17 protein-coding genes are annotated in these 20,136 nt (G+C 66.7%); 15 read left to right on the top strand and 2 right to left on the bottom strand.

The genetic code is table 11. From position 1 onward, the window contains the following. Positions 1–27 precede the first annotated feature (27 nt). A complete protein-coding gene (locus ACJH6I_RS08410) occupies positions 28–324 on the bottom strand; it encodes a WhiB family transcriptional regulator (protein ID WP_212807842.1) in 297 nt (98 codons plus the stop codon). A gap of 351 nt (positions 325–675) precedes the next feature. Here ACJH6I_RS08410 and ACJH6I_RS08405 point away from each other — a divergent pair, with 351 nt between their 5' ends. Further along, positions 676–1,449 carry a transcriptional regulator gene (locus ACJH6I_RS08405; protein ID WP_371824502.1) on the top strand — a complete coding sequence of 258 codons (774 nt, stop codon included), beginning with the start codon at positions 676–678 and terminating at the stop codon, positions 1,447–1,449. 12 nt (positions 1,450–1,461) lie between these two features. Here ACJH6I_RS08405 and ACJH6I_RS08400 read toward each other — a convergent pair whose 3' ends face one another. Further along, entirely contained in the window at positions 1,462–2,658 is a 1,197-nt protein-coding gene (locus ACJH6I_RS08400) for a MinD/ParA family protein (protein WP_212807843.1), read from the bottom strand. A 517-nt stretch (positions 2,659–3,175) separates the two neighbouring features. Between ACJH6I_RS08400 and ACJH6I_RS08395 the strand changes: the two genes are divergently transcribed. The 14 genes from ACJH6I_RS08395 to ACJH6I_RS08330 all read left to right on the top strand — a co-directional run bounded on the left by ACJH6I_RS08395 (position 3,176) and on the right by ACJH6I_RS08330 (position 20,128). Beyond that, complete coding sequence (locus ACJH6I_RS08395) at positions 3,176–4,036, top strand: ESX secretion-associated protein EspG (RefSeq protein ID WP_212807844.1); 861 nt, start codon at positions 3,176–3,178, stop codon at positions 4,034–4,036. A gap of 2 nt (positions 4,037–4,038) precedes the next feature. Then, the gene (locus ACJH6I_RS08390; protein WP_212807845.1) at positions 4,039–4,557 is read left to right on the top strand and encodes a YbaB/EbfC family DNA-binding protein; all 519 of its coding nucleotides are present in this window, start codon (positions 4,039–4,041) and stop codon (positions 4,555–4,557) included. Further along, entirely contained in the window at positions 4,550–6,271 is a 1,722-nt protein-coding gene (gene eccA, locus ACJH6I_RS08385) for a type VII secretion AAA-ATPase EccA (RefSeq protein WP_212807846.1), read from the top strand. Before ACJH6I_RS08390 ends, eccA begins: the two co-directional genes overlap by 8 nt. Positions 6,272–6,274: 3 nt before the next feature. Continuing rightward, on the top strand, positions 6,275–7,750 hold the full coding sequence (gene eccB / locus ACJH6I_RS08380) for a type VII secretion protein EccB (protein ID WP_212807847.1): 1,476 nt from the start codon (positions 6,275–6,277) through the stop codon (positions 7,748–7,750). Further along, complete coding sequence (gene eccCa / locus ACJH6I_RS08375; protein ID WP_133425723.1) at positions 7,747–9,984, top strand: type VII secretion protein EccCa; 2,238 nt, start codon at positions 7,747–7,749, stop codon at positions 9,982–9,984. The genes eccB and eccCa overlap by 4 nt, the downstream gene beginning before the upstream one ends. Next, on the top strand, positions 9,981–11,726 hold the full coding sequence (gene eccCb, locus ACJH6I_RS08370; RefSeq protein WP_212807848.1) for a type VII secretion protein EccCb: 1,746 nt from the start codon (positions 9,981–9,983) through the stop codon (positions 11,724–11,726). Before eccCa ends, eccCb begins: the two co-directional genes overlap by 4 nt. Before the next feature lie 172 nt (positions 11,727–11,898). After that, entirely contained in the window at positions 11,899–12,195 is a 297-nt protein-coding gene (locus ACJH6I_RS08365; protein WP_212807849.1) for a PE family protein, read from the top strand. Between the two features lie 69 nt (positions 12,196–12,264). Next, the gene (locus tag ACJH6I_RS08360) at positions 12,265–13,569 is read left to right on the top strand and encodes a PPE family protein (protein ID WP_406783985.1); all 1,305 of its coding nucleotides are present in this window, start codon (positions 12,265–12,267) and stop codon (positions 13,567–13,569) included. Positions 13,570–13,666: 97 nt separating this feature from the next. After that, positions 13,667–13,972, top strand: coding sequence for a WXG100 family type VII secretion target (locus tag ACJH6I_RS08355; RefSeq protein WP_212807851.1), 306 nt, complete (start codon positions 13,667–13,669; stop codon positions 13,970–13,972). Positions 13,973–14,017: 45 nt separating this feature from the next. Continuing rightward, the gene (locus ACJH6I_RS08350) at positions 14,018–14,302 is read left to right on the top strand and encodes a WXG100 family type VII secretion target (RefSeq protein WP_212807852.1); all 285 of its coding nucleotides are present in this window, start codon (positions 14,018–14,020) and stop codon (positions 14,300–14,302) included. A 106-nt stretch (positions 14,303–14,408) separates the two neighbouring features. Further along, positions 14,409–15,803 (top strand): MinD/ParA family protein, encoded by a 1,395-nt coding sequence (locus ACJH6I_RS08345; protein WP_020099962.1) that lies wholly within the window; start codon positions 14,409–14,411, stop codon positions 15,801–15,803. Continuing rightward, on the top strand, positions 15,800–17,344 hold the full coding sequence (gene eccD / locus ACJH6I_RS08340; protein WP_212807853.1) for a type VII secretion integral membrane protein EccD: 1,545 nt from the start codon (positions 15,800–15,802) through the stop codon (positions 17,342–17,344). The genes ACJH6I_RS08345 and eccD overlap by 4 nt, the downstream gene beginning before the upstream one ends. Positions 17,345–17,444: 100 nt before the next feature. Further along, positions 17,445–18,548, top strand: coding sequence for a hypothetical protein (locus ACJH6I_RS08335; RefSeq protein ID WP_212807854.1), 1,104 nt, complete (start codon positions 17,445–17,447; stop codon positions 18,546–18,548). Between the two features lie 101 nt (positions 18,549–18,649). Beyond that, positions 18,650–20,128, top strand: coding sequence for a neutral zinc metallopeptidase (locus ACJH6I_RS08330; protein ID WP_212807855.1), 1,479 nt, complete (start codon positions 18,650–18,652; stop codon positions 20,126–20,128). The last annotated feature ends 8 nt before the right edge of the window (positions 20,129–20,136 follow it).

Here is a 20,136-nt window from a genome sequence, read left to right as displayed (position 1 = left end):
TCAAACGGCAGCGTGGGCAAGCGGGTACTACGCGACTTCGAGGAAGATGCGGCGCTGGCGGCGGACCGGGTAGCCGTTGGCTTCGGCCAGGGACCGCAGCTGCTTCATCGCGAACGTCCGGCCGCGACCCTCCTCGGCCGGGATGACGATGCCGGCCCAGAGGCCTTCGGCGCGGGGCAGTTCGACGGCGTCACGCGCGCAGGCCCAGCGGCGCGGGCACTGGCGGCAGAGGGCCTTGGCCTCGTCGCTGGCGATCGTCGTCCACTGCTCCGGGCTCCGGGTGCACTCACCGAGCGGCAGGCCGTCCATGGCAATTGCGGTCATCGGAGTACTCCTTTGTTGTTGCGCTGCGACTGTTCCGTCGCGGTTGGGAAGAATCTATAGCACCAGACTGCAGTAATGCAACAGTTAAACCGTAGCGTTAGATATATCCGCAGGTCAGCGCGCTGCGAGGGCTCAAAAATCATCCGAATGGTCCGGAATAACATTGGTGAAAGTCGTGCTTTGGGGAGGGTGTACGGTCTAACTGAAGCGCTTGGCGCGAGACCGATACGGTTCAGTGACCGTTAACGCAATAGTTATGCGGGGCCGAACGGGTTAAGCTGTATCGGACTGCCGACGGTGCTCCGGATTTCGTGTTGAGCGCGGGCCGCAAGGGATGGGAGGTGACATCGGGTGCCGAACATCGATCCCGATGACGTCACCGAATACATCGCCCTGCCCGCAGTCGACCCCGGAATGGAGCGCGCCGGTGCGGCCGCCGCCGCCCGGCGGCGCGAGTTGGACATCAGCCAGCGCAGCCTTGCGGCCGACGGCATCATCAACGCCGGAGCGCTGATCTCATTCGAAAAGGGCCGCAGCTGGCCGCGGGAACGAACGCGCCTGCGTCTCGAAGAGGTGTTGCAGTGGCCGCCGGGAACCATCGCCCGGATCCGCAGCGGCGAGCCGGTCCCGACGACGCAGGTGCCGTTGGCGCCTCAGGCACAAGCTGCCCCAGCCCCGCCGTTGACCAACGCGGGCGAGGTTCCGCTGATCGCGCAGGCCGTCGTCGCCGCGGTGAACACGTTGGGAGCCACGGCCGACGCCCTGCCGGCGATCGAGGATTCTGAATTCACGCCGTGGGTCACGCAGATTCTGTCCGACCTGCGGCAACTCGAGGCCGTCGCCGCCAGCGCCGCCCGGCTCGGCCCGGTGTCGCCGCCGCTGATCAAGGCGTTGGGACTGGTGCGCGCCCGCATCGACGAACTGACGTTGCTCGGCGCGAAAGCGCCCACCGCGACGCTCGGGCAGCGGCTGTATGCAGCGCGCCGCAGTGCCAACCTGACCATTCAGGAGACGGCCCTGGCCGCCGGGGTTCCCGAGTCCGTCGTGGTCGGTGCCGAGGCCGAAGCGGCGGTGTCGGACCACGACAAAGAGCTGGTCGAAAAGCTGCTCGTGCAGCTGGTGTAGCCGCCGCGAGCGTCAGGAACGGTCGCGGTGCCGATCGTCACCGGTCGGGAAGTTCGCCGCCAGCGCGGCTGCGATCTCGATGAATTTGCGCCGCGTCGCCGGCGCCATTTCCCGGGTGCCGGCGATGACGCCGCCCGGCCGCAGGTGCGCATCGAACGGTACCTCGACGACGGCCTGCCCCTGCCCGGCGAACTGCTGGGCCAGGACCGAGCGGGTGCGTTTGTCGGCGTGGCCGTCGGAATCGTTGAGTACCACCACAGTTCGCTGCAGGAGACCATTGAGGCCGTGTGCCGCCAGCCAGTCGAGCGTCTGCCCGGCCGCGCCGGCACCGTCGACCCAGGGCGACGACACCACGATGAGCGCATCCAGATCCCGCAGCACCTCCTGCGTGACAGGGCTGTCCATCGTGGAGCTGCAGTCGATGATCGAGATGGTGAAATGGCGGTCCAGCCGCGAGGCGGCCTCGCGGTAGACGGCGGGATCCAGCACCCGGCGGCGGGCCGGGCTCGCCTCACCGGCCAGCACGAACAGCCCGGCGGCATTGCTGCCGACCCGGTTGCGGATGTCGGCGAAACTCTCCAGGTGCTGGTCGGACGCCAACTCCCAGTACGAGCTCAGGGCCTTGGGGTCGACGCGACTGCCGAGCTTGCCGAACGCGGTGTCGGCATCGACGGCCACTACCCGATCGTCCTGCCGGAGCTCGGCGAACAGCGACCCGATCGAGGCCGACACCGTCGTCTTGCCGACGCCGCCCTTGCCCATCACGCCGACCTTGTAGTGACCCGACAGCGCCGACCGGATCCGGTTGATCTGCTGTGCTTCCTGGATCTCGTCGGGTGACGGACCGAGGTTTACCAGCCCGAACGTCGCCTTGAACAGCGTCTTGCGCCAGCCGCGACCGGGCTCGGGCTTGCGGGTCCGGAGCAGGTCGTCGCGGCGGATGGCGTCGGCGTACGACCCGGGTGGCGTGAACTGACCCTGAGGACCGTGCGGCCAGGGTTGGTGCGGGTGCGGTCCCGGCTGCATCGGACCCGGCGGTACGGGACCGGGCTGCGGTGGGTAGCCGGTCCTGCGCTGCAGCGGTTCGGTGTGCTGCATGCCGGTGTTGCCGGCCGGATTTACCCGTGGCCAGGCCGGCGGCGTGTTCACGGGATGGCCGGCGAAAGCGCTTTCCGGGGGGTTGTGCTGCGGTTCGAAGTGGTCAGTCACCGAATACGCGCTTTCTCTCCTCGGTTCGCTCGACGCAGGTGCCAAGACGCAGATGCCATCCCAGTATCGACCACGCCGGCGCCGCCGGCGGGATGGCTGGGCCCAATTTCGTCGGCGCCCGTTCGGCCGACGGTCTGGGCCCCTTGGCTGCGGTGCTGCTGATTGGGTTGTCCACCAACGTTTTTCGCTGCGTGTCGACCGCGTCGACTGAGTGCGCGCCGTCGGTGAATTGGTGCGGATCCGGCGGCGGACCCGCTGGTAGGCTCGATGCGGGTTGTGGGGAAGCGCTGTGGGGGTGGTGTGGGGCCGCCCGCGCAGGTCAGATGCCGTGACTCGCGTAGGAGTTTGGCCATCGGCCTGCCGTCCGTCAGGTGGCGTACCAAGATGGTCACGGAGGACAGCGATGCCCGGCGCCTGGCGCCGGGAACAGGGGGTGGAGCGAGATGCAGCGGGTGGACACATGCGCCGGGCGTGATGCCGGGACGTCTGGGTCGGCTATGGCGCCGGGACGGTTGTCGTGACCGGCCCGTACACCGCGGCCAGCACCGCCTCGGGCGGCATCGACGACGTCATCGCGGTCGAGGTCACCATCGACGGCATGCTGGTCATCGCCGACAAGCTCGAGCTCATGGATTTCCCGATAAGCCTCGGCATCCGGCCGAACATTCCCCAGCTGGACCTTCGGGACCGGGTCTGGGAACAGGTGCGGCGGGATCTGACGGCGCAGGGCGTCCTCGACATCTACGGGAACCCGCATCCGGAAGTCGCCGCGATGGTCGACACCCTCAGCCGCGCCGACCGCACCATCGAGGGCCGCTGGTGGCGCCGCGACGTCGGCGGGAAGATGCTGCGGTTCGTGGTCTGTCGCAAGGGCGAACGCCATGTCGTCGCGGCCCGCGACGGCGAGATGATCGTCATCCAGCGGGTCGCCCCGCAGGTGGGCCTGGCCGGCATGGTGAATGCCGTGCTCGGCTCCGCCAACCCCGCCAACGTCGAGCCTCTGACCGCGTCGACCAGCCGGCTCAGTGACGCCCGCACCCCCGACCAGCTCACCCAGTTCGGCATCAGCCTGAGCTCGGCGCGGACCTATTCCGAACTCATCGCCAATCCCGACTCATGGGTCGAGCTCACCGCCAACGAGCGGCACGAGGGCGGTACGCACAGTGAGGCCGACGTGGCCGCCGGCGTTCTCGACTCCCGGCTGGGCCGCATCGTGTCCCTGCCGCGCAAGGTCAGCGGGGAGCTGTACGGCAGCTTCCTGGCGGGCACCGACGAGAACCTCGAACGCGCCCTGCAAGGGCTGTTGGAGTTCCTGCCGTCGCGGTCCTGGTTCGACACGGCCTCGGCGGGCGCCGCCGGCGACGATTACCAGGACTGACGTTGGCGGCCCACCATGATGACGGGTTCGATGACGAGCCGTCGGGCGACGATCCGGACGACGGCTCGGACGATGATCTCGGCGGCGCACTCGACTACCTCTACGCCGACGACGACGTCGTCCCTCCCGACGCCGGGGTCATCGAGGACGATGCGCCGTCCGCCGATGACGCGCCTGTCCCGTTCGGGTACACGGTCACCAACCCGCCGCAGACGGTGACCGTCACGGCCCTCATGGACGGCCGGATCCACCGCATCCGACTCGCTCCGGGCGTCACCAACATGACGGAAGTCGAACTGGCGGACGAGATCCTCGTCATCGCCGGACTCGCTCGCCAGGACGGCAGGTCGGCGCAATACGACGTCATGTACTCGGGACTGCGGGAACTGGGTCACGACCGCGCAGAGGCGAAGGATTTCCTGTCGCGCAGTCTCGACCTGCCGTCGCCGGAAGAGGCCGCCGCGACGCGTGCCCAGATCTTTGCCACCAGATATTCAGGGGAAGTAGACGCCAATGAGTGACCAACTCGCCGCCATGTTCAACAACGCCGTCGGCATGCTGGACACCGCACCGGCGCGTTCGATGCAGCTGTTCAGTGAGATCACGTCTGTCGACGAGACTGCGTGTGACGCCTGGATCGGGCGCATTCGCTGCGGCGACACCGATCGGACCACGTTGTTCCGCGCTTGGTACTCACGCGGCAACCTCGGCATGCTCGCCGGCCAGGCCGAGGTGTCGCTGGCGCAGGTCAACGCCCGGGTGCGTATCGGCGGCGAGCTCGGCGACATCACCTATCCCGTGAACTCGCCCCTCGCGCTGACGCTGGCGTTCGCCGTCAACGAGGCGGCCGAGGGCAATTACGCCGACGCGCTGGAAGCCGTGGAGGGCGCGGCGGTCGGCGGTTCGGAGCATTTGGTGGCGTGGGTAAAGGCCGTCATCTACACCGGCGGTCAGCGCTGGACCGATGTCATGGAGGTGCTCCGGGGTTCGGAGAGCTGGCCGGACGCCTTCCTGGCCGGTGCCGCCGGCGTGGCCCGTGGCGTCGCGGCAGCCAACCTCGGCCTGTTCACCGAGGCCAAGGACAAGCTGACCGAAGCCAATGAATCGCCGGCCGGAACGGCGTGCGGCCGGCCCATCGCGTGGTACCTGGCAATGACGTTCCGCGAGCAGGGCAACGAAGAGGGTGCCCGTCGCCTGCTGGAATGGCTGCAGGCCAACTTCCCCGAGCCGAAAGTCGCTGAGGCGCTTCGCGATCCGAACTACCGGCTGCAGACCACCACGACAGAGAAGATCGCCGCTCGGTCGGACAAGTGGGATCCGAACAGCGTCGTGGCCGACACCTCGGCGCGCGACAAGATGCTCAGTGACGCGCAGGCCGAACTCGACCGGCAGATCGGCCTGGCCAAGGTCAAGGAGCAGATCGAGACCTACCGCGCCGCAACGCAAATGGCGAAGATCCGGGCCGCGCGTGGCATGAAGGTCGCGCAGCAGTCCAAGCACATGATCTTCACCGGACCGCCGGGAACCGGCAAGACGACCATCGCGCGCGTGGTCGCCAACATCCTCGCCGGTCTCGGGGTCATCGCCGAGCCCAAGCTCATCGAGACGTCCCGCAAGGACTTCGTCGGCGAGTACCTCGGCCATACCGCCGTGAAGACGTCCAAGGTCATCGACCGGGCCCTTGGCGGCGTGCTGTTCATCGACGAGGCCTACACGCTGATCCAGGACGGACTGCAGGGCGGTGACGCCTTCGGCTCGGAAGCCATCGACACCCTGCTGGCCCGTATGGAGAACGACCGCGACCGGCTGGTCGTCATCATCGCGGGCTACAGCTCGGACATCGACCGGCTGCTGGAAGCCAACGACGGTCTCCGCTCCCGCTTCGCCACCCGTATCGAGTTCGAGTCCTACTCCCCCGAGGAGATCGTCGAAATCGCGAAAGTCATTGCCAAGAGCAATGATTCGCTGATCAACGACGAAGCGGCCAAGCAGGTGCTGGAAGCGGCGACCACGCTGTACCAGCACGAGCTGAACGGCAAGCCGGCCATCGACATCGCGGGTAACGGCCGCTATGCGCGCCAGCTGGTCGAGGCCGGTGAGCAGGCCCGCGACATGCGCCTCGCCCGCTCGATGGACATCGAGAGCCTGAGCGTCGAAGCGCTCGGCGAGATCACCGGCGACGACATGGCTTCCGCGATCAGCGGGGTGCATCGGCGCCTGAGTATCGGCGAATAACCGATGGCTGATTTCCGGCTCACCACCAAGGTTCAGGTCAGCGGCTGGCGCTTCCTGCTCCGCCGCGTCGAGCACGCCATCGTGCGGCGCGACACCCGGATGTTCGACGACCCGCTGCAGTTCTACAGCCGGTCGGTGTCCGCAGGCATCGTCGTCGCGGTCATTGTCTGTCTCGGTGCGGCGATGCTGGCGTACTTCAAACCGCAAGGTAAGCGCGGCGGGGACTCGCTGCTCGTCGACCGCAGCACGAACCAGCTGTATGTGGTGATGCCCGGGGGCTCGGGGCAGATCCGTCCGGTCTACAACCTGACGTCGGCGCGGCTGGTTCTCGGCCACACCGGTGAGCCGCAGGTCGTCAAGCCTGCGGAACTGTCCAAGATGCCGAAGGGCCAACCCATCGGCATCCCCGGTGCGCCCTACGCGACGCCGGTGAACGGCACGTCGGGCACCTGGTCGGTGTGCGACACCGTCACCAAGCCCGAGAGCGTCACCCCGACCGTCGAGACCTCGGTGCTCGTCGAACCCGTCGTTCTGGGCGGCGGCGTCGGCCCCATCCGGCCAGATCAGGGCGTGCTGGTCAAGTACCAGGACAAGACCTGGCTCATCACCAAGGACGGACGGCATTCGATCGACCTGGCCGACCGCGCGCTGACCTCTGCCGTGGGAATTCCGGTCGGTTCGAAGTCGGCGCCCATCTCGTCCGGCCTGTTCAACGCGCTGCCGAACGTCGGCCCCTGGGCCCTGGCCCCGATCCCGGCCGCGGGCGCGCCCAACACCGTCGGCCTGCCGCCGAACCTGGTGAACGGCACGGTGTTCCAGACCGTCACCGACAACAGCAAGCAGCAGTACGTGGTGCTGCCGGACGGCGTCGCGAAGGTCAACGACACCACGGCGGCCGCGCTGCGCGCCACGAACTCGTACGGGCTGATCTCGCCGCCGTCGGTGGAATCCAGCGTCGTCGCCAAAATCCCCGAGCAGACCTATACGTCACCGCTGCCGGCGAAGCCCATGACCATGCTGCTGCCGCAGGACGATCCGACGGTGTGCTGGGCGTGGCAGCGCGAAGCCGGTGACCAGGGTGCCAAGACCACGGTGATCGTCGGTCGGCACCTGCCGATCTCGCCGAGCTCGATGGGCAACGGCATCAAGCAGATCAGCGGTGACGCCACCGTCTACATCGACGGCGGTCAGTTCATCCGGCTGCAGTCGCCAGACCCGCGGTACGGCGAGGCCCAGTACTACGTCGACGCCCAGGGCGTCCGATACGGGATAGCCAACGACGACACTGCGAAGGCCCTCGGCCTCAGCGGCGCCACCACGGCACCGTGGCAGGTGGTCGGTCTGCTGATGGAAGGCCCGGTCCTGTCGAAGGAGGCGGCGTTGCTCGAACACGACACGCTGCCGGCTGATCCGAAACCGCGGAAGGTGGGCGGCAGCAACGAGGCCGCGGCGCCGCCGCATCCGGGAGGTGCGTCATGACGACCAAGAAGTTCACCCCGTCGATGAAGCGCGGTCCGCGCCTGACCCCGGGTGAGATCAACGTGACGCCGCCCGACGACCTGGGCATTGAGATCCCCGCGTCGGGCATGCAGAAGGCGATGCCGTACGTCATGGGCGGCGGCATGCTCGGAATGATCGCGATCATGATCTTCACCGGCGTCCGTCAGCTGTCGCCGTACATGCTGATGATGCCGCTGATGATGATCATGGGCACTGTCGGCTACATGGCCAGCGGCGGTGGCGGCGGCAAGAAGGTGCCGGAGATCAACGAGGACCGCAAGGAGTATCTGCGGTACCTGGCCGGCCTGCGGACCCGCGTCACGTCGTCGGCCGACGCGCAGGTGACGTTCTTCAGCTACCACGCACCGCATCCCGAGGACCTGCTGTCCATCGTGGGCACGCAGCGGCAGTGGTCGCGCAGTGTCAGCGGCAACAACGCCGACTTCTTCATGGGTGCCCGCATCGGCATCGGCGCCCAGGCGGCGGTCGACCGGTTGCTCAAGCCGAACATCGGGTCGGACCTCGCGGGCCCGATGGCCGCACCGCAGGCTCATCTGGAGCCGGTCAGCCACATGTGGGTGACCAAGTTCCTGCGCACCCACGGTCTAGTGCACGACTGCCCGAAGCTGGTGATCCTCAAGAGCTACCCGACCATCGCCATCGGTGGTGATCCGGAAGGGTCGCGGGGTCTGCTCGCCGCCATGATCTGCCACCTGGCGGTCTTCCATCCGCCGGACCTGCTGCAGATCCGGGTCCTGATGGACGATCTCGACGATCCCGACTGGGCGTGGCTCAAGTGGCTGCCCCACGTGCAGAGCCAGACCGAGTTCGACGACGCCGGGCCCAGGCGCCTGGTGTTCACCAAGCCGGACGGGCTGGCGGACCTGACGGCGCGCGGTCCGCACAGTGCCGACGCGCCCCCGTCGGGCCCATATGTTCTGGTGGTCGATCTGACGGGCGGCAAGGCCGGCTTCCCGGTCGACGGTCGCGCCGGCGTCACCGTCATCACCAAGGGCAACCACCGGTCGGGCTATCGCATCAAGGTCAATCCCGACGGCTCGTGCGAGGACCGCACGGCGTCCCAGCCATGGCGTGAGGTGACCACCGTGACCGACTCGGTGACCCCGACGTCGGCCGGCCGGTTGGCGCGCAAGCTCGCGGGCTGGTCCATCACCGGCACGATCATCGACAAGGGCACCCGCGTACAGAAGAAGGTGTCGAGCGAGTGGCACCACCTGGTCGGCGCGCGCTCGGTCGAGGAGGTGACGCCGCGGCGGTGGCGGATGTACTCGGATACGGATCAGGACCGGTTGCGCATCCCGTTCGGCCACCAGCTCAAGAATGGCGAGATCATGTATCTCGACATCAAGGAGGGCGCCGAATTCGGTGCCGGTCCGCACGGCATGCTGATCGGTACGACGGGTTCCGGTAAGTCGGAATTCCTTCGTACCCTGATCCTTTCACTGGTGGCGACGCATCATCCGGATCAGATCAACCTGCTGCTGACCGACTTCAAGGGCGGTTCGACATTCCTGGGTATGGAGAAGCTGCCGCACACCGCGGCTGTCGTCACCAACATGGAAGAGGAAGCCGAACTCGTCGGCCGTATGGGTGAGGTGCTCACCGGTGAGCTGGACCGCCGGCAGAACATCCTGCGTCAGGCCGGTATGCAGGTCGGCGCGGCCGGTGCGCTGTCGGGCGTCGCCGAGTACGAGAAGTACCGCGAGCGTGGGGCCGATCTGCCGCCGCTACCAACGCTTTTCGTCGTCGTCGACGAGTTCGCGGAGTTGCTGCAGAACCACCCGGACTTCATCGCGTTGTTCGACCGTATCTGTCGCGTGGGCCGGTCGCTGCGTGTGCACCTGCTGTTGGCGACGCAGTCACTGAACACCGGTGGCGCCCGCATCGACAAACTGGAGCCGAACCTGACGTACCGAATCGCGTTGCGTACCACGAGCTCCGCCGAATCCAAGGCGGTGATCGGTACGCCCGAGGCGCAGTACATCACCAACAAGGAGAGCGGCGTCGGCTTCCTCCGTGTCGGTATGGAGGATCCGGTCAAGTTCAAGAGCATCTACACCGGCGGCACCTATGTGCCGACGGCGGCGGAGAACGACGAAGGTGACGACGCGCCACGAGTGGTGGCGCAGAACAACTTCCGGATTCGGCCGTTCACCGCTGCGCCGATGGCAGATTCGGGAGTCGGACGATGACGAACACCGAACAGCGCGCGTTGCGCGAAGTGGTGCTGAACCAGCTGACGACCGGCGAGAGCCGGGCGTACAAGATGTGGCTGCCGCCGCTGCTGGATCCGATGCCGGTCAACGAGCTGGTGGAGCGCGACCAGCGGGCCCCGCTGCGCTTCGGTCTGGGCATCATGGACGAACCGCGTCGCCACAAGCAGGAAGTGTGGGGCATCGACACGTCGGCGGCCGGTGGCAATATCGCGGTCGGCGGAGCGCCGCAGACCGGGAAGTCGACGTTCCTGCAGACACTGGTGCTGTCGGCGGCCGCGACCCACTCCCCCAGACAGGTGCAGTTCTACTGCGTCGACCTCGGTGGTGGTGGCCTCATGTACCTCGAGGATCTGCCGCACGTCGGTGGCGTCGCCACCCGTTCCGAACCGGACCGAGTACAGCGTGTCGTCGCGGAAATGAAAGCCGTTCTGCGGCAACGTGAATTGACTTTCAAAGAGCTCCGTATCGGGTCGATTGCCAGTTACCGGCAGTTGCGTGAAGATCCGAATCACCCTGCGTCGCAGGATCCGTTCGGTGACGTCTACCTGATCATCGACGGCTGGCCGGCCTTCATCGGTGAGTTCCCGGACCTGGAGCCCGTGGTCCAGGACCTTGCCGGTCAGGGCCTGGCGTTCGGAGTGCACGTCATCATCTCGACGCCGCGCTGGACGGAACTGAAATCCCGTGTCCGTGACTACCTGGGCACCAAGGTCGAATTCCGCCTCGGTGACGTCAACGAGACGCAGATCGACCGCATCACCCGCGAGATTCCGGCGAACCGCCCCGGCCGGGCGGTGTCGATGGAGAAGCACCACCTGATGATCGGCGTGCCCCGGATGGACGGGGTGCACAGCGCAGCCGACCTCGTGCCGGCCATCACCGCTGCCGTCGACCACATCGCGTCGCTGCACACCGACATGGCACCGCGGGTGCGCGTGCTGCCCGAGCGGATCTACCTGCACGAACTCGACCCCAACCCGCCCGGCCCGGAGAACGATTACCGGACCCGCTGGACGGTGCCGGTGGGCGTGCGCGAATCTGATCTCTCGGTGGCGTACAACCACATGTACAACACGCCGCATCAGCTCATCTTCGGTGCGCCGAAGTCGGGCAAGACCACTATTGCGCATGCGGTGGCGGAGGCGATCTGCAAGCGCAACAGCCCCGATCAGGTGCGGTTCATGCTCGCCGACTTCCGGTCTGGCCTCCTCGACGCCGTGCCTGAGACACATCTGCTCGCGGCGGGAGCCATCAACCGCAACATCGCTGCACTGGAAGAGTCCATCAAGGCGCTGGCGGTGAACCTGAAGAAGCGGCTGCCGCCACCGGACCTGACAACGTCCCAGCTTCGCTCACGGTCGTGGTGGAGCGGTCCGGACGTGGTGCTGCTGGTCGATGACTGGCACATGATCGTCGCCGCCAGCGGTATGGGGTCGCCGATGGCGCCATTGGCGCCGCTATTGCCCGCCGCTGCCGATATCGGTCTGCACATCATCGTGACGTGTCAGATGAGTCAGGCGCACCGTTCCACGATGGACAAGTTCGTCGGTACCGCTTATGGCGCCGGAACGCCGACGATGTTCCTGTCGGGCGAGAAAGCGGAGTTCCCGTCGAGCGAGTTCAAACTCCGTCGTAGGCCCCCTGGCCAGGCGCTTCTGGTGTCACCGGACGGTAAGGAGGTCATCCAGGCGGCCTATGTTGATCCTCCGGCGGAATAAGTGTAGGTGACCCCCCAAAACCCTCGGTAGTATCAGTTTCAGACGTTCAGCAACGCTAAACGCCCGCTGATCGGCCTAGGGGGAACGGGGGTTCCGTGGGGGATCTTCAATTCTTATCTGTGCCGTTCGCACAATTCCATACCGCGATCTTGAATTGGTAAGGAGAAAAGAAATGCAGCCTTTGCAACATGAAGAGGGCGCGATCGGCGTCGGCACGCAGGTTGTCGCCAACGGAGCGCGTGGCGTTGCGACCGGCACCGCCACCATGACGGAGGCCAGCACCCTGGTCCCGGCCGGTGCAGACGAAGTGTCGCTGCAGGCCGCCATGGCATTCGCCGTCGAAGGCGTCGAGGTCATGGGCATCAACGCCTTCGCCCAGGAAGAGCTGGCGCGTGCCGGCGCGGCGTACGTCGAGGCGGGCGCCATGTATGAGGCCACCGACGTGGCTACGTCAGCGACCCTGATCTAGCCACCGCGTACGACGAGCCCACACAGAGCCTGAGGACAGCACATCATGGGGCTTCCCGCCATGCCGGCGATGTTCTACGGAGCATTCCCGCCGGAGATGAACACCGGCCGACTCATGGCCGGTGCAGGCCCTGCGCCGATGCTGCAAGCAGCTGCAGGGTGGGAAGCGTTGGCCGTTGCGCTGGAGACGCAGGCGGTGGAGCTTGCCGCCAGCTTGGCGGAGCTGAGCGCGAACTGGTCCGGCATGGGCAGTGAACGAGCCGTCACGGCAACCACGCCGATGGTGACGTGGCTACACACCACTGCTATGCAGGCACAGAAGCGCGCGATGCAGGCGTTGGCGCAGGCGGAGTCATACAGCTTGGCCTTGGCCACCACTCCGCAGCTGCCGGAAATCGAGATGAACCACGTCACGCACGGCGTACTCGAGGCCACGAATTTCCTGGGTATCAACACGGTGCCCATCGGCTTCAACGAGGCGGACTACGCGCGCATGTGGGCGTTGGCGGGCTCGGTGATGGAGACGTATCAGGCCGAGACCACCATGAACACGTTGTTCGAACCCATTCTGCCGCCAAAGCCCATCGTGATACCTGGAGTCGGCGAGGCGACGGAAGCGGCGATTGTCGCGCGAACTGCGATGGGGGTTTCCGAGGCAGTGGCGCGCAATTTGGTCATTTCGCAGGTGGCCAGCCAGGCGGCAATTGAAGACGCGGCGCTGATGGTCGGAAATGCTGCGGCGCAGGCGAATTTCGCGGGACAGCGGGCCCAGGGCCAGGCGTCCAAGGCCGAATCGGCCGCGCAGCGTGCCAGCGAGCAACAGGGCAAAGGCCAGCAGGGCGCGCAAATGATGATGCAGGTGGTCTCGCAGGTCGGTTCGCAGGCCGCGCAGCTGCCGCAGCAGCTCGGCCAGCTCATCACGCAGCCAGTTCAGCAGTTGAGCCAGCCGATGCAACAGATGACGCAGATTTTCAGTCAGCTGGGAAGTAGCTTCGGACAGAACAACGGGCCGCAGATCGGCCTCATGGGCGCCAGCCCCTTCTCCAATCACCCGCTGGCGGGTGGTTCGGGCGCGACATCGGGTGCGGGCTTGGTTCGCGCCGCGTCACTGCCGGGCATGGGCGGTTCGGCCCCGCGGACGCCGCTGATGGCCTCGCTGGTCGGTGGCGTCGACAGCGCCTCGACCGCTTCGTTGGAGGCCGGCGCGGCAGCGGGTTCTTCCGGCGCCGGAAAGGCGCCGGTGAGCAGTGCCGGCGGTGCCGGGGCCGGAATGGGTCCCGGCGGCAAAGCAGAGAAGGGCGGGGGGACGAGGGAAGCCCTCAAGGCACCCGGGGTTCTGGTACAGGACCTCGACGACGATGACGACGACTGGTGAGTCGTCGGTTAACACACAGGCTTTCCGGCCCAGGGGGGTCGGCAAGGACTCGCCATTCCCGTGGTGAGGACACAGGAAACAGAAAAGGTGATCCAGCATGACGAGCATGAATACAGATGCCGAAGTCCTCGCCTCAGAGGCAGCGAACTTCGATCGCATCGCGGGTGAGCTGACCGGCGTCAAGACCCACGTCGACGCGGTGGCAGGCCAGCTCGCGACGCACATGAAGACACCCGAGGCGGGCATGGCGGCCCAGGCTGCATTGACTCGCTTCGACGAGGCCATGACGCAGCAGCTGAAGGAACTGGCTGACATCTCTACCAACATCCAGACCGCCGGCGTGCAGTACACCGCGGCCGATGCCGACGCCGGGTCGTCGCTGTCGAGCCAGATGCAGATCTAGCCAGACCAACCACTACGTACAACGACTCAGAAGCGGAGAAGACAAATGGCACAGGACTGGAATTTCGCCGGCATCGAGGGCAGCGCTGGCGACTTGGCCGGCGCCGTGAGCACGACACAGGGCTTGCTGGACGAGGGCAAGGCCTCGTTGGCGAAGCTGGCTTCCGTGTGGGGCGGCTCGGGTTCGGAGGCCTACCAGGCCGTCCAGCAGCGGTGGGACAACACCGCGATGGAGCTCAACAACGCGCTGCAGAGCCTCGGGCATGCCGTCAGCGAGGCCGGTGGCCAGATGCAGTCGACCGAGCACGGCGTCACCGGAATGTTCGGCTAGGCGATCCACGCGACGCAACACAGGAGGTGGGCAGGTCGGCGTAGGGTCGACTCTGCCCACCTCATGTGCGTTCCCGGTGTAATCCACACACAATCGAGAGGTACTCATGTCCGCCGACTATGACCGGCTTTTCAACAACTCGCCGGGCCAGGCCGACAACGAGGAAGCCACGCGAACCGTCGACCATGCGACCCTTGCTGCCGCCGCGCAGATGTCTGCCTCCGCGGCCGCTGCCTCGGCTGCAGGGGCCGAATCGCCGTCGGGCCCGCCCGTTGCCGGCCAGCCACAGCAGCCGCCGGGCATGGTCCCGCCGCCGCGGCCGTCTGAAGTGACGACTCAAATGCCGCCTACGCCACCGCAATTCATGCAGAACGGCCTGATGCGCTCGCCGCAGGGCGCGCCGATGGCCGGCGCGCAGTACGAGCAGCCGCAGCACGCCCCGATGATGATGCCGCCCCCACCGCGGCACATGCAGCCGCCGCCACAGCACTACGCCATGGATCCCCAGGCCGACATGCAGTGGACCGAGCAGCACATGCCGGACCAGACGTCGGCCGCCACCATCGGCGACCACCGCGCCATCGACGCGCTGTCTCACGTGGGTGTGCGGGCCGGGGTGAAGATGCCGTCGCAACGCGGCTGGCGCCACGTGCTCTACCTGCTCACGCGCATCAACCTGGGCCTGTCGCCCGACGAGCTGTACGAGTTGGACCTCTATACCCGGATCCGACGTAATGCCCGCGACTCGTACCAGATCGGTGTGCTGGGACTGAAGGGCGGCGTCGGCAAGACAGCTGTCACGGTCACTCTGGGTTCTGTCATGGCAAAGGTCCGTGGCGACCGAATCCTGGCGGTCGACGCCGATCCCGACGGTGGCAACCTGGCCGACCGCGCGGGCCGGCAGTCTGCCGCGACCATCTCGGATCTGTTGTCCGACAAGGAACTTGCGCGCTACAACGACATCCGCGCGTACACCAGCATGAATGCCTCCAACCTCGAGGTCCTGTCGTCGGCCGAGTACAGCGTCGCGCGCCGTGACTTCAACGAAGAGGACTGGTCGGCCGCGGTCAAGATCGTCTCGCAGTACTACAACCTGGTGCTCGCCGACTGTGGCGCCGGATTGTTCCACCAGGCGTCGCGCGCCGTGCTGTCGACGGTGTCCGGTCTGGTGATCGTCGCCAGCGCCTCGATCGACGGTGCCCGCCAGGCCGCGGTGACCATGGACTGGTTGCGGCAGAACGGATATCAGGATCTGCTGGGCCGGGCGTGTGTGGTCATCAACCACGTGACACCGGGTAAGACCAACATCGACGTCGACGACCTGGTGCAGCAGTTCGAACGCCACGTGCCGGCCGGCCGTGTCGTCGTACTGCCGTGGGACAAGCACATCGCCGCCGGTTCCGACATCCAGTTCGACCTGTTGGGCAAGACCTACCAGCGGCGCATCACCGAACTCGCCGCGGCGCTGTCCGACGACTTCGACAGGCTCGAGCGCCGGTGACCGCATCGGCCGGCCCCGCAACCGCCGCGCCCACCGCGGCAGCTGACAATCCGACAAGGCAGTCGACCACCCGGGTCACCATCCTGACGGGTCGACGCATGACCGATCTGGTCCTGCCGGCGTCGACGCCGATCGAGACCTACATCGACGAGACGGTCAACGTCCTCGCCGATCTGCTCGACGACACCCCGGCCGATGTGTTGGCCGGGTTCGACTTCAAGGCCCAGGGCGTCTGGGCGTTCGCGCGCCCGGGGTCGCCGCCGTTGAAGTCCACCGAGTCGCTCGACGACGCCGGGGTCGTCGACGGTGCCCTGCTGACCTTGGTGTCGGTGAGTCGGACCGAACGCTACCGGCCGCTGGTCGAGGACGTCATCGACGCCATGGCGGTGCTCGAAGAGTCCCCAGAGTTCGACGGCGCCGCGCTGAAACGGCTTGTCGGACTGGCCATCCCAGTCGCGACGCTCGCAGTTGCTGGTGCGTCGTTGTGGTCGTGGTCGCAGTCCGGCCACGGTTGGTGGTGGCCGGTCGCGCTCGGCCTGCTGGGCGCGCTGGTGTTGGGCGGCAGCTTCGTTGCCAAGAGCCGCTACGACAACGTCGATCTGTCCGAGAGTCTTCTCGTGGCCTCGTTGCCGCTGTTGGGTGGCGCGGCCGCATTGGCGGTTCCGCTCCCTCGGGGCATCAACGACATGGGTGCGCCGCAGCTCGCCGGGGCGGCGGCGGTGATTCTGATCGTCGTGCTGGCGACCCGCGGCGGGCCGCGCAAACGTGCTGCGGTGGCAGCTTTCCTGGCGGTCATCGCGGCCGCGGTGACCGGCGCCGCCATCGCTTACGGATATGGCGGAGCTTCGTGGGTTCCCGCCGGTGCCATCGCCCTCGGACTGATCGTCGTGACCAACGCGGCGAAGCTCACGGTCGCGGTGGCGCGGATCGCGCTGCCGCCGATCCCGGCCCCGGGTGAGGTGATCGCGAACGAGGAACTGCTGGATCCGGTTGCCGCGCACAGCAATGTCATCGACGAAGAGTCGGCGACATGGCGCGCGATCATCGATTCGGTGCCTGATTCCGCGGCCCGCCTGACAGAACGCAGCACGCTGGCACGACAGCTGTTGATCGGCTTCCTGAGCGCCGGTGTCACGGTGCTGACCTACGGTGCCATCGCGATCGTGGTGCAGGGACACTTCTTCGTGCACTCGCTGATCGTCGCGGGACTGGTGACGGTCGTCTGCGGCTTCCGGTCGCGGCTCTACGCAGAACGGTGGTGCGGCTGGGCACTGTTGGCGGCGACGGTGGCCATCCCGACCGGGGTGATGATCAAGTTGGTCTCGTGGGATGCCGACAGCGCCTGGCTGGTGATAGTGCTGTACGTCGCCCTTGCGCTGGTGGCGCTGATCACCGTCGGTGCGACGGACGGCGTCGGCCGCGTCTCGCCGGTGACGAAGAGGATCTTGGAGCTGACCGATGGAGCGGCGATTGCCGCGGTGATTCCGTTGCTGCTGTGGATCGCCGGGGTCTACGACAACATCCGGAACATCCGGTTCTGACGGGTCTTTCGGCCGCGCCCGGAGCGCGATACCGCTGCAGGACCGACATGTTGGCGCCCGTACCGTGTCTTGAGTAGTCAATTTTTAGGGAGACCACGATATGTCCGAAAATCACGAGGCCGGCCCGGCGAGTGAGCAGCCGCCGACGGCCGGTGATCTCGAGGAGAAGACCCAGTTCGTCGATCGGTCGGCGTTCCAGTCGCCGAGCGCAGCCTTGCCGGGGACGGGCGACCAGACCCAGGTCGTTCCCTCGACCGCAGCCGCCCCCGAGACGGGTGACCAGACTCAGGTCGTTCCGCCGACCGTCGCGGCCCCGCAGTGGCAGCCGCCGCAGCCTCCCGCCGCGCCGAACCCTTACGGCCAGCAGGTGCCGCCCGCGGCCCCGCAGTGGCAGCCGCCGCAGCCGGGCTATCAGCCGCCGCAGTCGCAGTTCGGCCAGCCCGGAGCACCGGTGCCACCGCAGCCTGAGCAGCCGTGGAACCCCGCGGGTGCGCCCGTGCCGCCGCCGCCCCCGCCCGGGTTCGGCGCTCCGACCTACGGTGCCCCCGGGTTCGGCGCTCCGGGTTTCGGCGCTCCGATCCCGCCGGGATTTGGTCCGGGCGGCGCCCAGCCTGGTTTCGGCGCGCCCCAACCCGGTGGCTACCCCGGCCCGGGTGCACCGCAGTTCGGCGGGCCGGCCGGTCCGCAGCAGACGCCGGTCGACATGGCCAAGTCGCTGCTCACCAAGGGTGATTCGTTCATCTTCCGGTTGATGACGCGCGGTGTCCGCGGCGAACTGATTCAGCAGCCGTGGTTCCAGAACATGCGGAACAACCCGCAGGGTTCCAACCAGTTCGTCTATCTCGGCTATGGCGGAGCGGTGCTGATCGGGCTGTTCCTCAGCCTGTTCGGTGGCATCGGTTCGCTCATCGCCAGTGTGGTCTGGCTCGGGTTGGCCTACTGCTTCCTGGCCCTCGGCACGAAGCTGGCAGCCCAGTTCGTGGCCTACGGGATTTGTGGTGTGGGTGCGGCCGCCAGCCTGCTGGGTCTGTTGATCGGCATCATCGGCCTGGCGGGAGTGAGCAGCAGCCCCTACATCAGCGGTAGCCTCACGGCAATGTTGATACTGGCTGTGGTGATCAACGGTGTCATCGCAGTTGTGCTGGGCTACATCGGAATTCAGGTCCACAAGGGTATTCAGAAGATCGCTGCCGGTCAGTTCTGACAGCCCGACCGATGAACGGTGCACCCTGACATCGGGGTGCACCGTTCGCTGTTCTGAAGCTGCCGGCAGGCCATAGTCTGAATCGAACGTCAGGGGGCACGATGACAGGCGGTTTCGGATTGCGGGTGATACGCGGAACGGCGCTGCGACGTTCGGTGGCGGTATGCGTGGTGACGCTGCTCGCCGGCTGTGCGCCGACCGTCGCCGGCACCGCGGTCTCGCCTGTCAACGACCCCTTCCACGTCGCCGACCTCCCGGCCAAGGATGGCCCGAGTGGGTTGCGCGACAACGCGCCCGCAGCGGTCGGCAAGGTGCAGAACACCAACAACAGCGACGTCGACCGGCTGGCGTTGCAGGCGATCAATGACATCGCCGAGTACTGGCAACACGACTACAGCGCATCGGGTTTGAAGGGCTCATTCAAACCGATCGAGAAATTCCTGTCGTATGACGCCCGCGATCGGAGCAGTCCGGAGGCGTGCGGCGAGGACACCGCCGGCCTGGTGAATGCCTTCTACTGCCCCAGCGAGAAGCTGATGGCGTGGGACCGCGGCATCATGGTGCCGACCGGGCGAAAGTACTTCGGCGACGTCTCAGTCGCGGGTCTGATCGGGCATGAATACGGCCACGCGATCCAGTACATGGCGAAACTGGTGACCCGCAGTACGCCGGTCATCGTCCGTGAACAGCAGGCCGACTGCTTCGCCGGCGCGTATCTGCACTATGTCGCGGCCGGTGATTCCAAGCGGTTCATGATGAGCACCGGTGACGGCCTCAACCATGTGCTCGCCGGATTGATCACCGTCCGGGATCCCACGCTGGGGCCGCACGACGACGACATGCTCACCGACGGCCACGGCACCGCGCTGGACCGGGTCAGCGCGTTCCAGCAGGGCTTCACCGTCGGGCCGCAGGCCTGCGCGGCCATCGATCTGAACGACATCAAGCAGCGCCGCAAGGGTCTGCCGATGGAGCTCGAAGATGAGCCGATGGACGACGATCACCGGTCCGCAGACCTGGCGATCGACAAGGACACGATCGGCACTCTGGTCGAGTTGCTCGGGGTGATCTACTCCCCGAAGCAGCCGCCGAAGTTGACCTACGAGCCGGCGAAATGTGATATCTCACAGGGTGATTCGCCTGCCTCGTACTGTCCGTCGACGAACACGATCTCGGTGAACCTGCCTACCCTGCAACAGATCGGCACACCGGCCGACATGGCCGAAAAGACGCTCATCCAGGGTGACAACACGGCGTTCTCGATCATCGTGTCGAGGTACATGATGGCGCTCGAGAACCAGCGTGGCGTCAAGCTGGACAATCCGACAGCCGCGCTACGCACGGCCTGCCTGACTGCGCAGGCCCAGCGCCAGATGGCCAAGCCGCATGACCTGCCCAGTGGTGCCAGCCTGCAGTTGACCGCAGGTGACCTGGACAAGGCCGTCGCCGGGCTGCTCACCAACGGTTACGTGGCCACGGCGGTCGACGGGCAGGGTGTTCCGGCGGCATTCACCCGGATCGCGGCGTTCCGGGCGGGGCTGGCCACCGACGACGAGGGCTGCTACAAGCGCTACCAGTGAGGAGAGTG

The sequence above is a fragment of the Mycobacterium sp. SMC-13 genome (assembly GCF_045311035.1).
Taxonomy (GTDB): Bacteria; Actinomycetota; Actinomycetes; order Mycobacteriales; family Mycobacteriaceae; genus Mycobacterium.
This window is presented reverse-complemented; position numbering and strand designations above follow the sequence as displayed.

Excerpts from the sequence above, each read along its gene's own strand:
- ACJH6I_RS08410 (WP_212807842.1), bottom strand. The coding sequence starts at position 324 with ATGACCGCAATTGCCATGGACGGCCTGCCGCTCGGTGAGTGCACCCGG.
- eccA (WP_212807846.1), top strand. The coding sequence starts at position 4,550 with ATGAGTGACCAACTCGCCGCCATGTTCAACAACGCCGTCGGCATGCTG.
- eccB (WP_212807847.1), top strand. The coding sequence starts at position 6,275 with ATGGCTGATTTCCGGCTCACCACCAAGGTTCAGGTCAGCGGCTGGCGC.
- eccCa (WP_133425723.1), top strand. The coding sequence starts at position 7,747 with ATGACGACCAAGAAGTTCACCCCGTCGATGAAGCGCGGTCCGCGCCTG.
- eccCb (WP_212807848.1), top strand. The coding sequence starts at position 9,981 with ATGACGAACACCGAACAGCGCGCGTTGCGCGAAGTGGTGCTGAACCAG.
- ACJH6I_RS08365 (WP_212807849.1), top strand. The coding sequence starts at position 11,899 with ATGCAGCCTTTGCAACATGAAGAGGGCGCGATCGGCGTCGGCACGCAG.
- ACJH6I_RS08360 (WP_406783985.1), top strand. The coding sequence starts at position 12,265 with ATGTTCTACGGAGCATTCCCGCCGGAGATGAACACCGGCCGACTCATG.
- ACJH6I_RS08355 (WP_212807851.1), top strand. The coding sequence starts at position 13,667 with ATGACGAGCATGAATACAGATGCCGAAGTCCTCGCCTCAGAGGCAGCG.
- ACJH6I_RS08350 (WP_212807852.1), top strand. The coding sequence starts at position 14,018 with ATGGCACAGGACTGGAATTTCGCCGGCATCGAGGGCAGCGCTGGCGAC.
- ACJH6I_RS08345 (WP_020099962.1), top strand. The coding sequence starts at position 14,409 with ATGTCCGCCGACTATGACCGGCTTTTCAACAACTCGCCGGGCCAGGCC.
- ACJH6I_RS08335 (WP_212807854.1), top strand. The coding sequence starts at position 17,445 with ATGTCCGAAAATCACGAGGCCGGCCCGGCGAGTGAGCAGCCGCCGACG.
- ACJH6I_RS08330 (WP_212807855.1), top strand. The coding sequence starts at position 18,650 with ATGACAGGCGGTTTCGGATTGCGGGTGATACGCGGAACGGCGCTGCGA.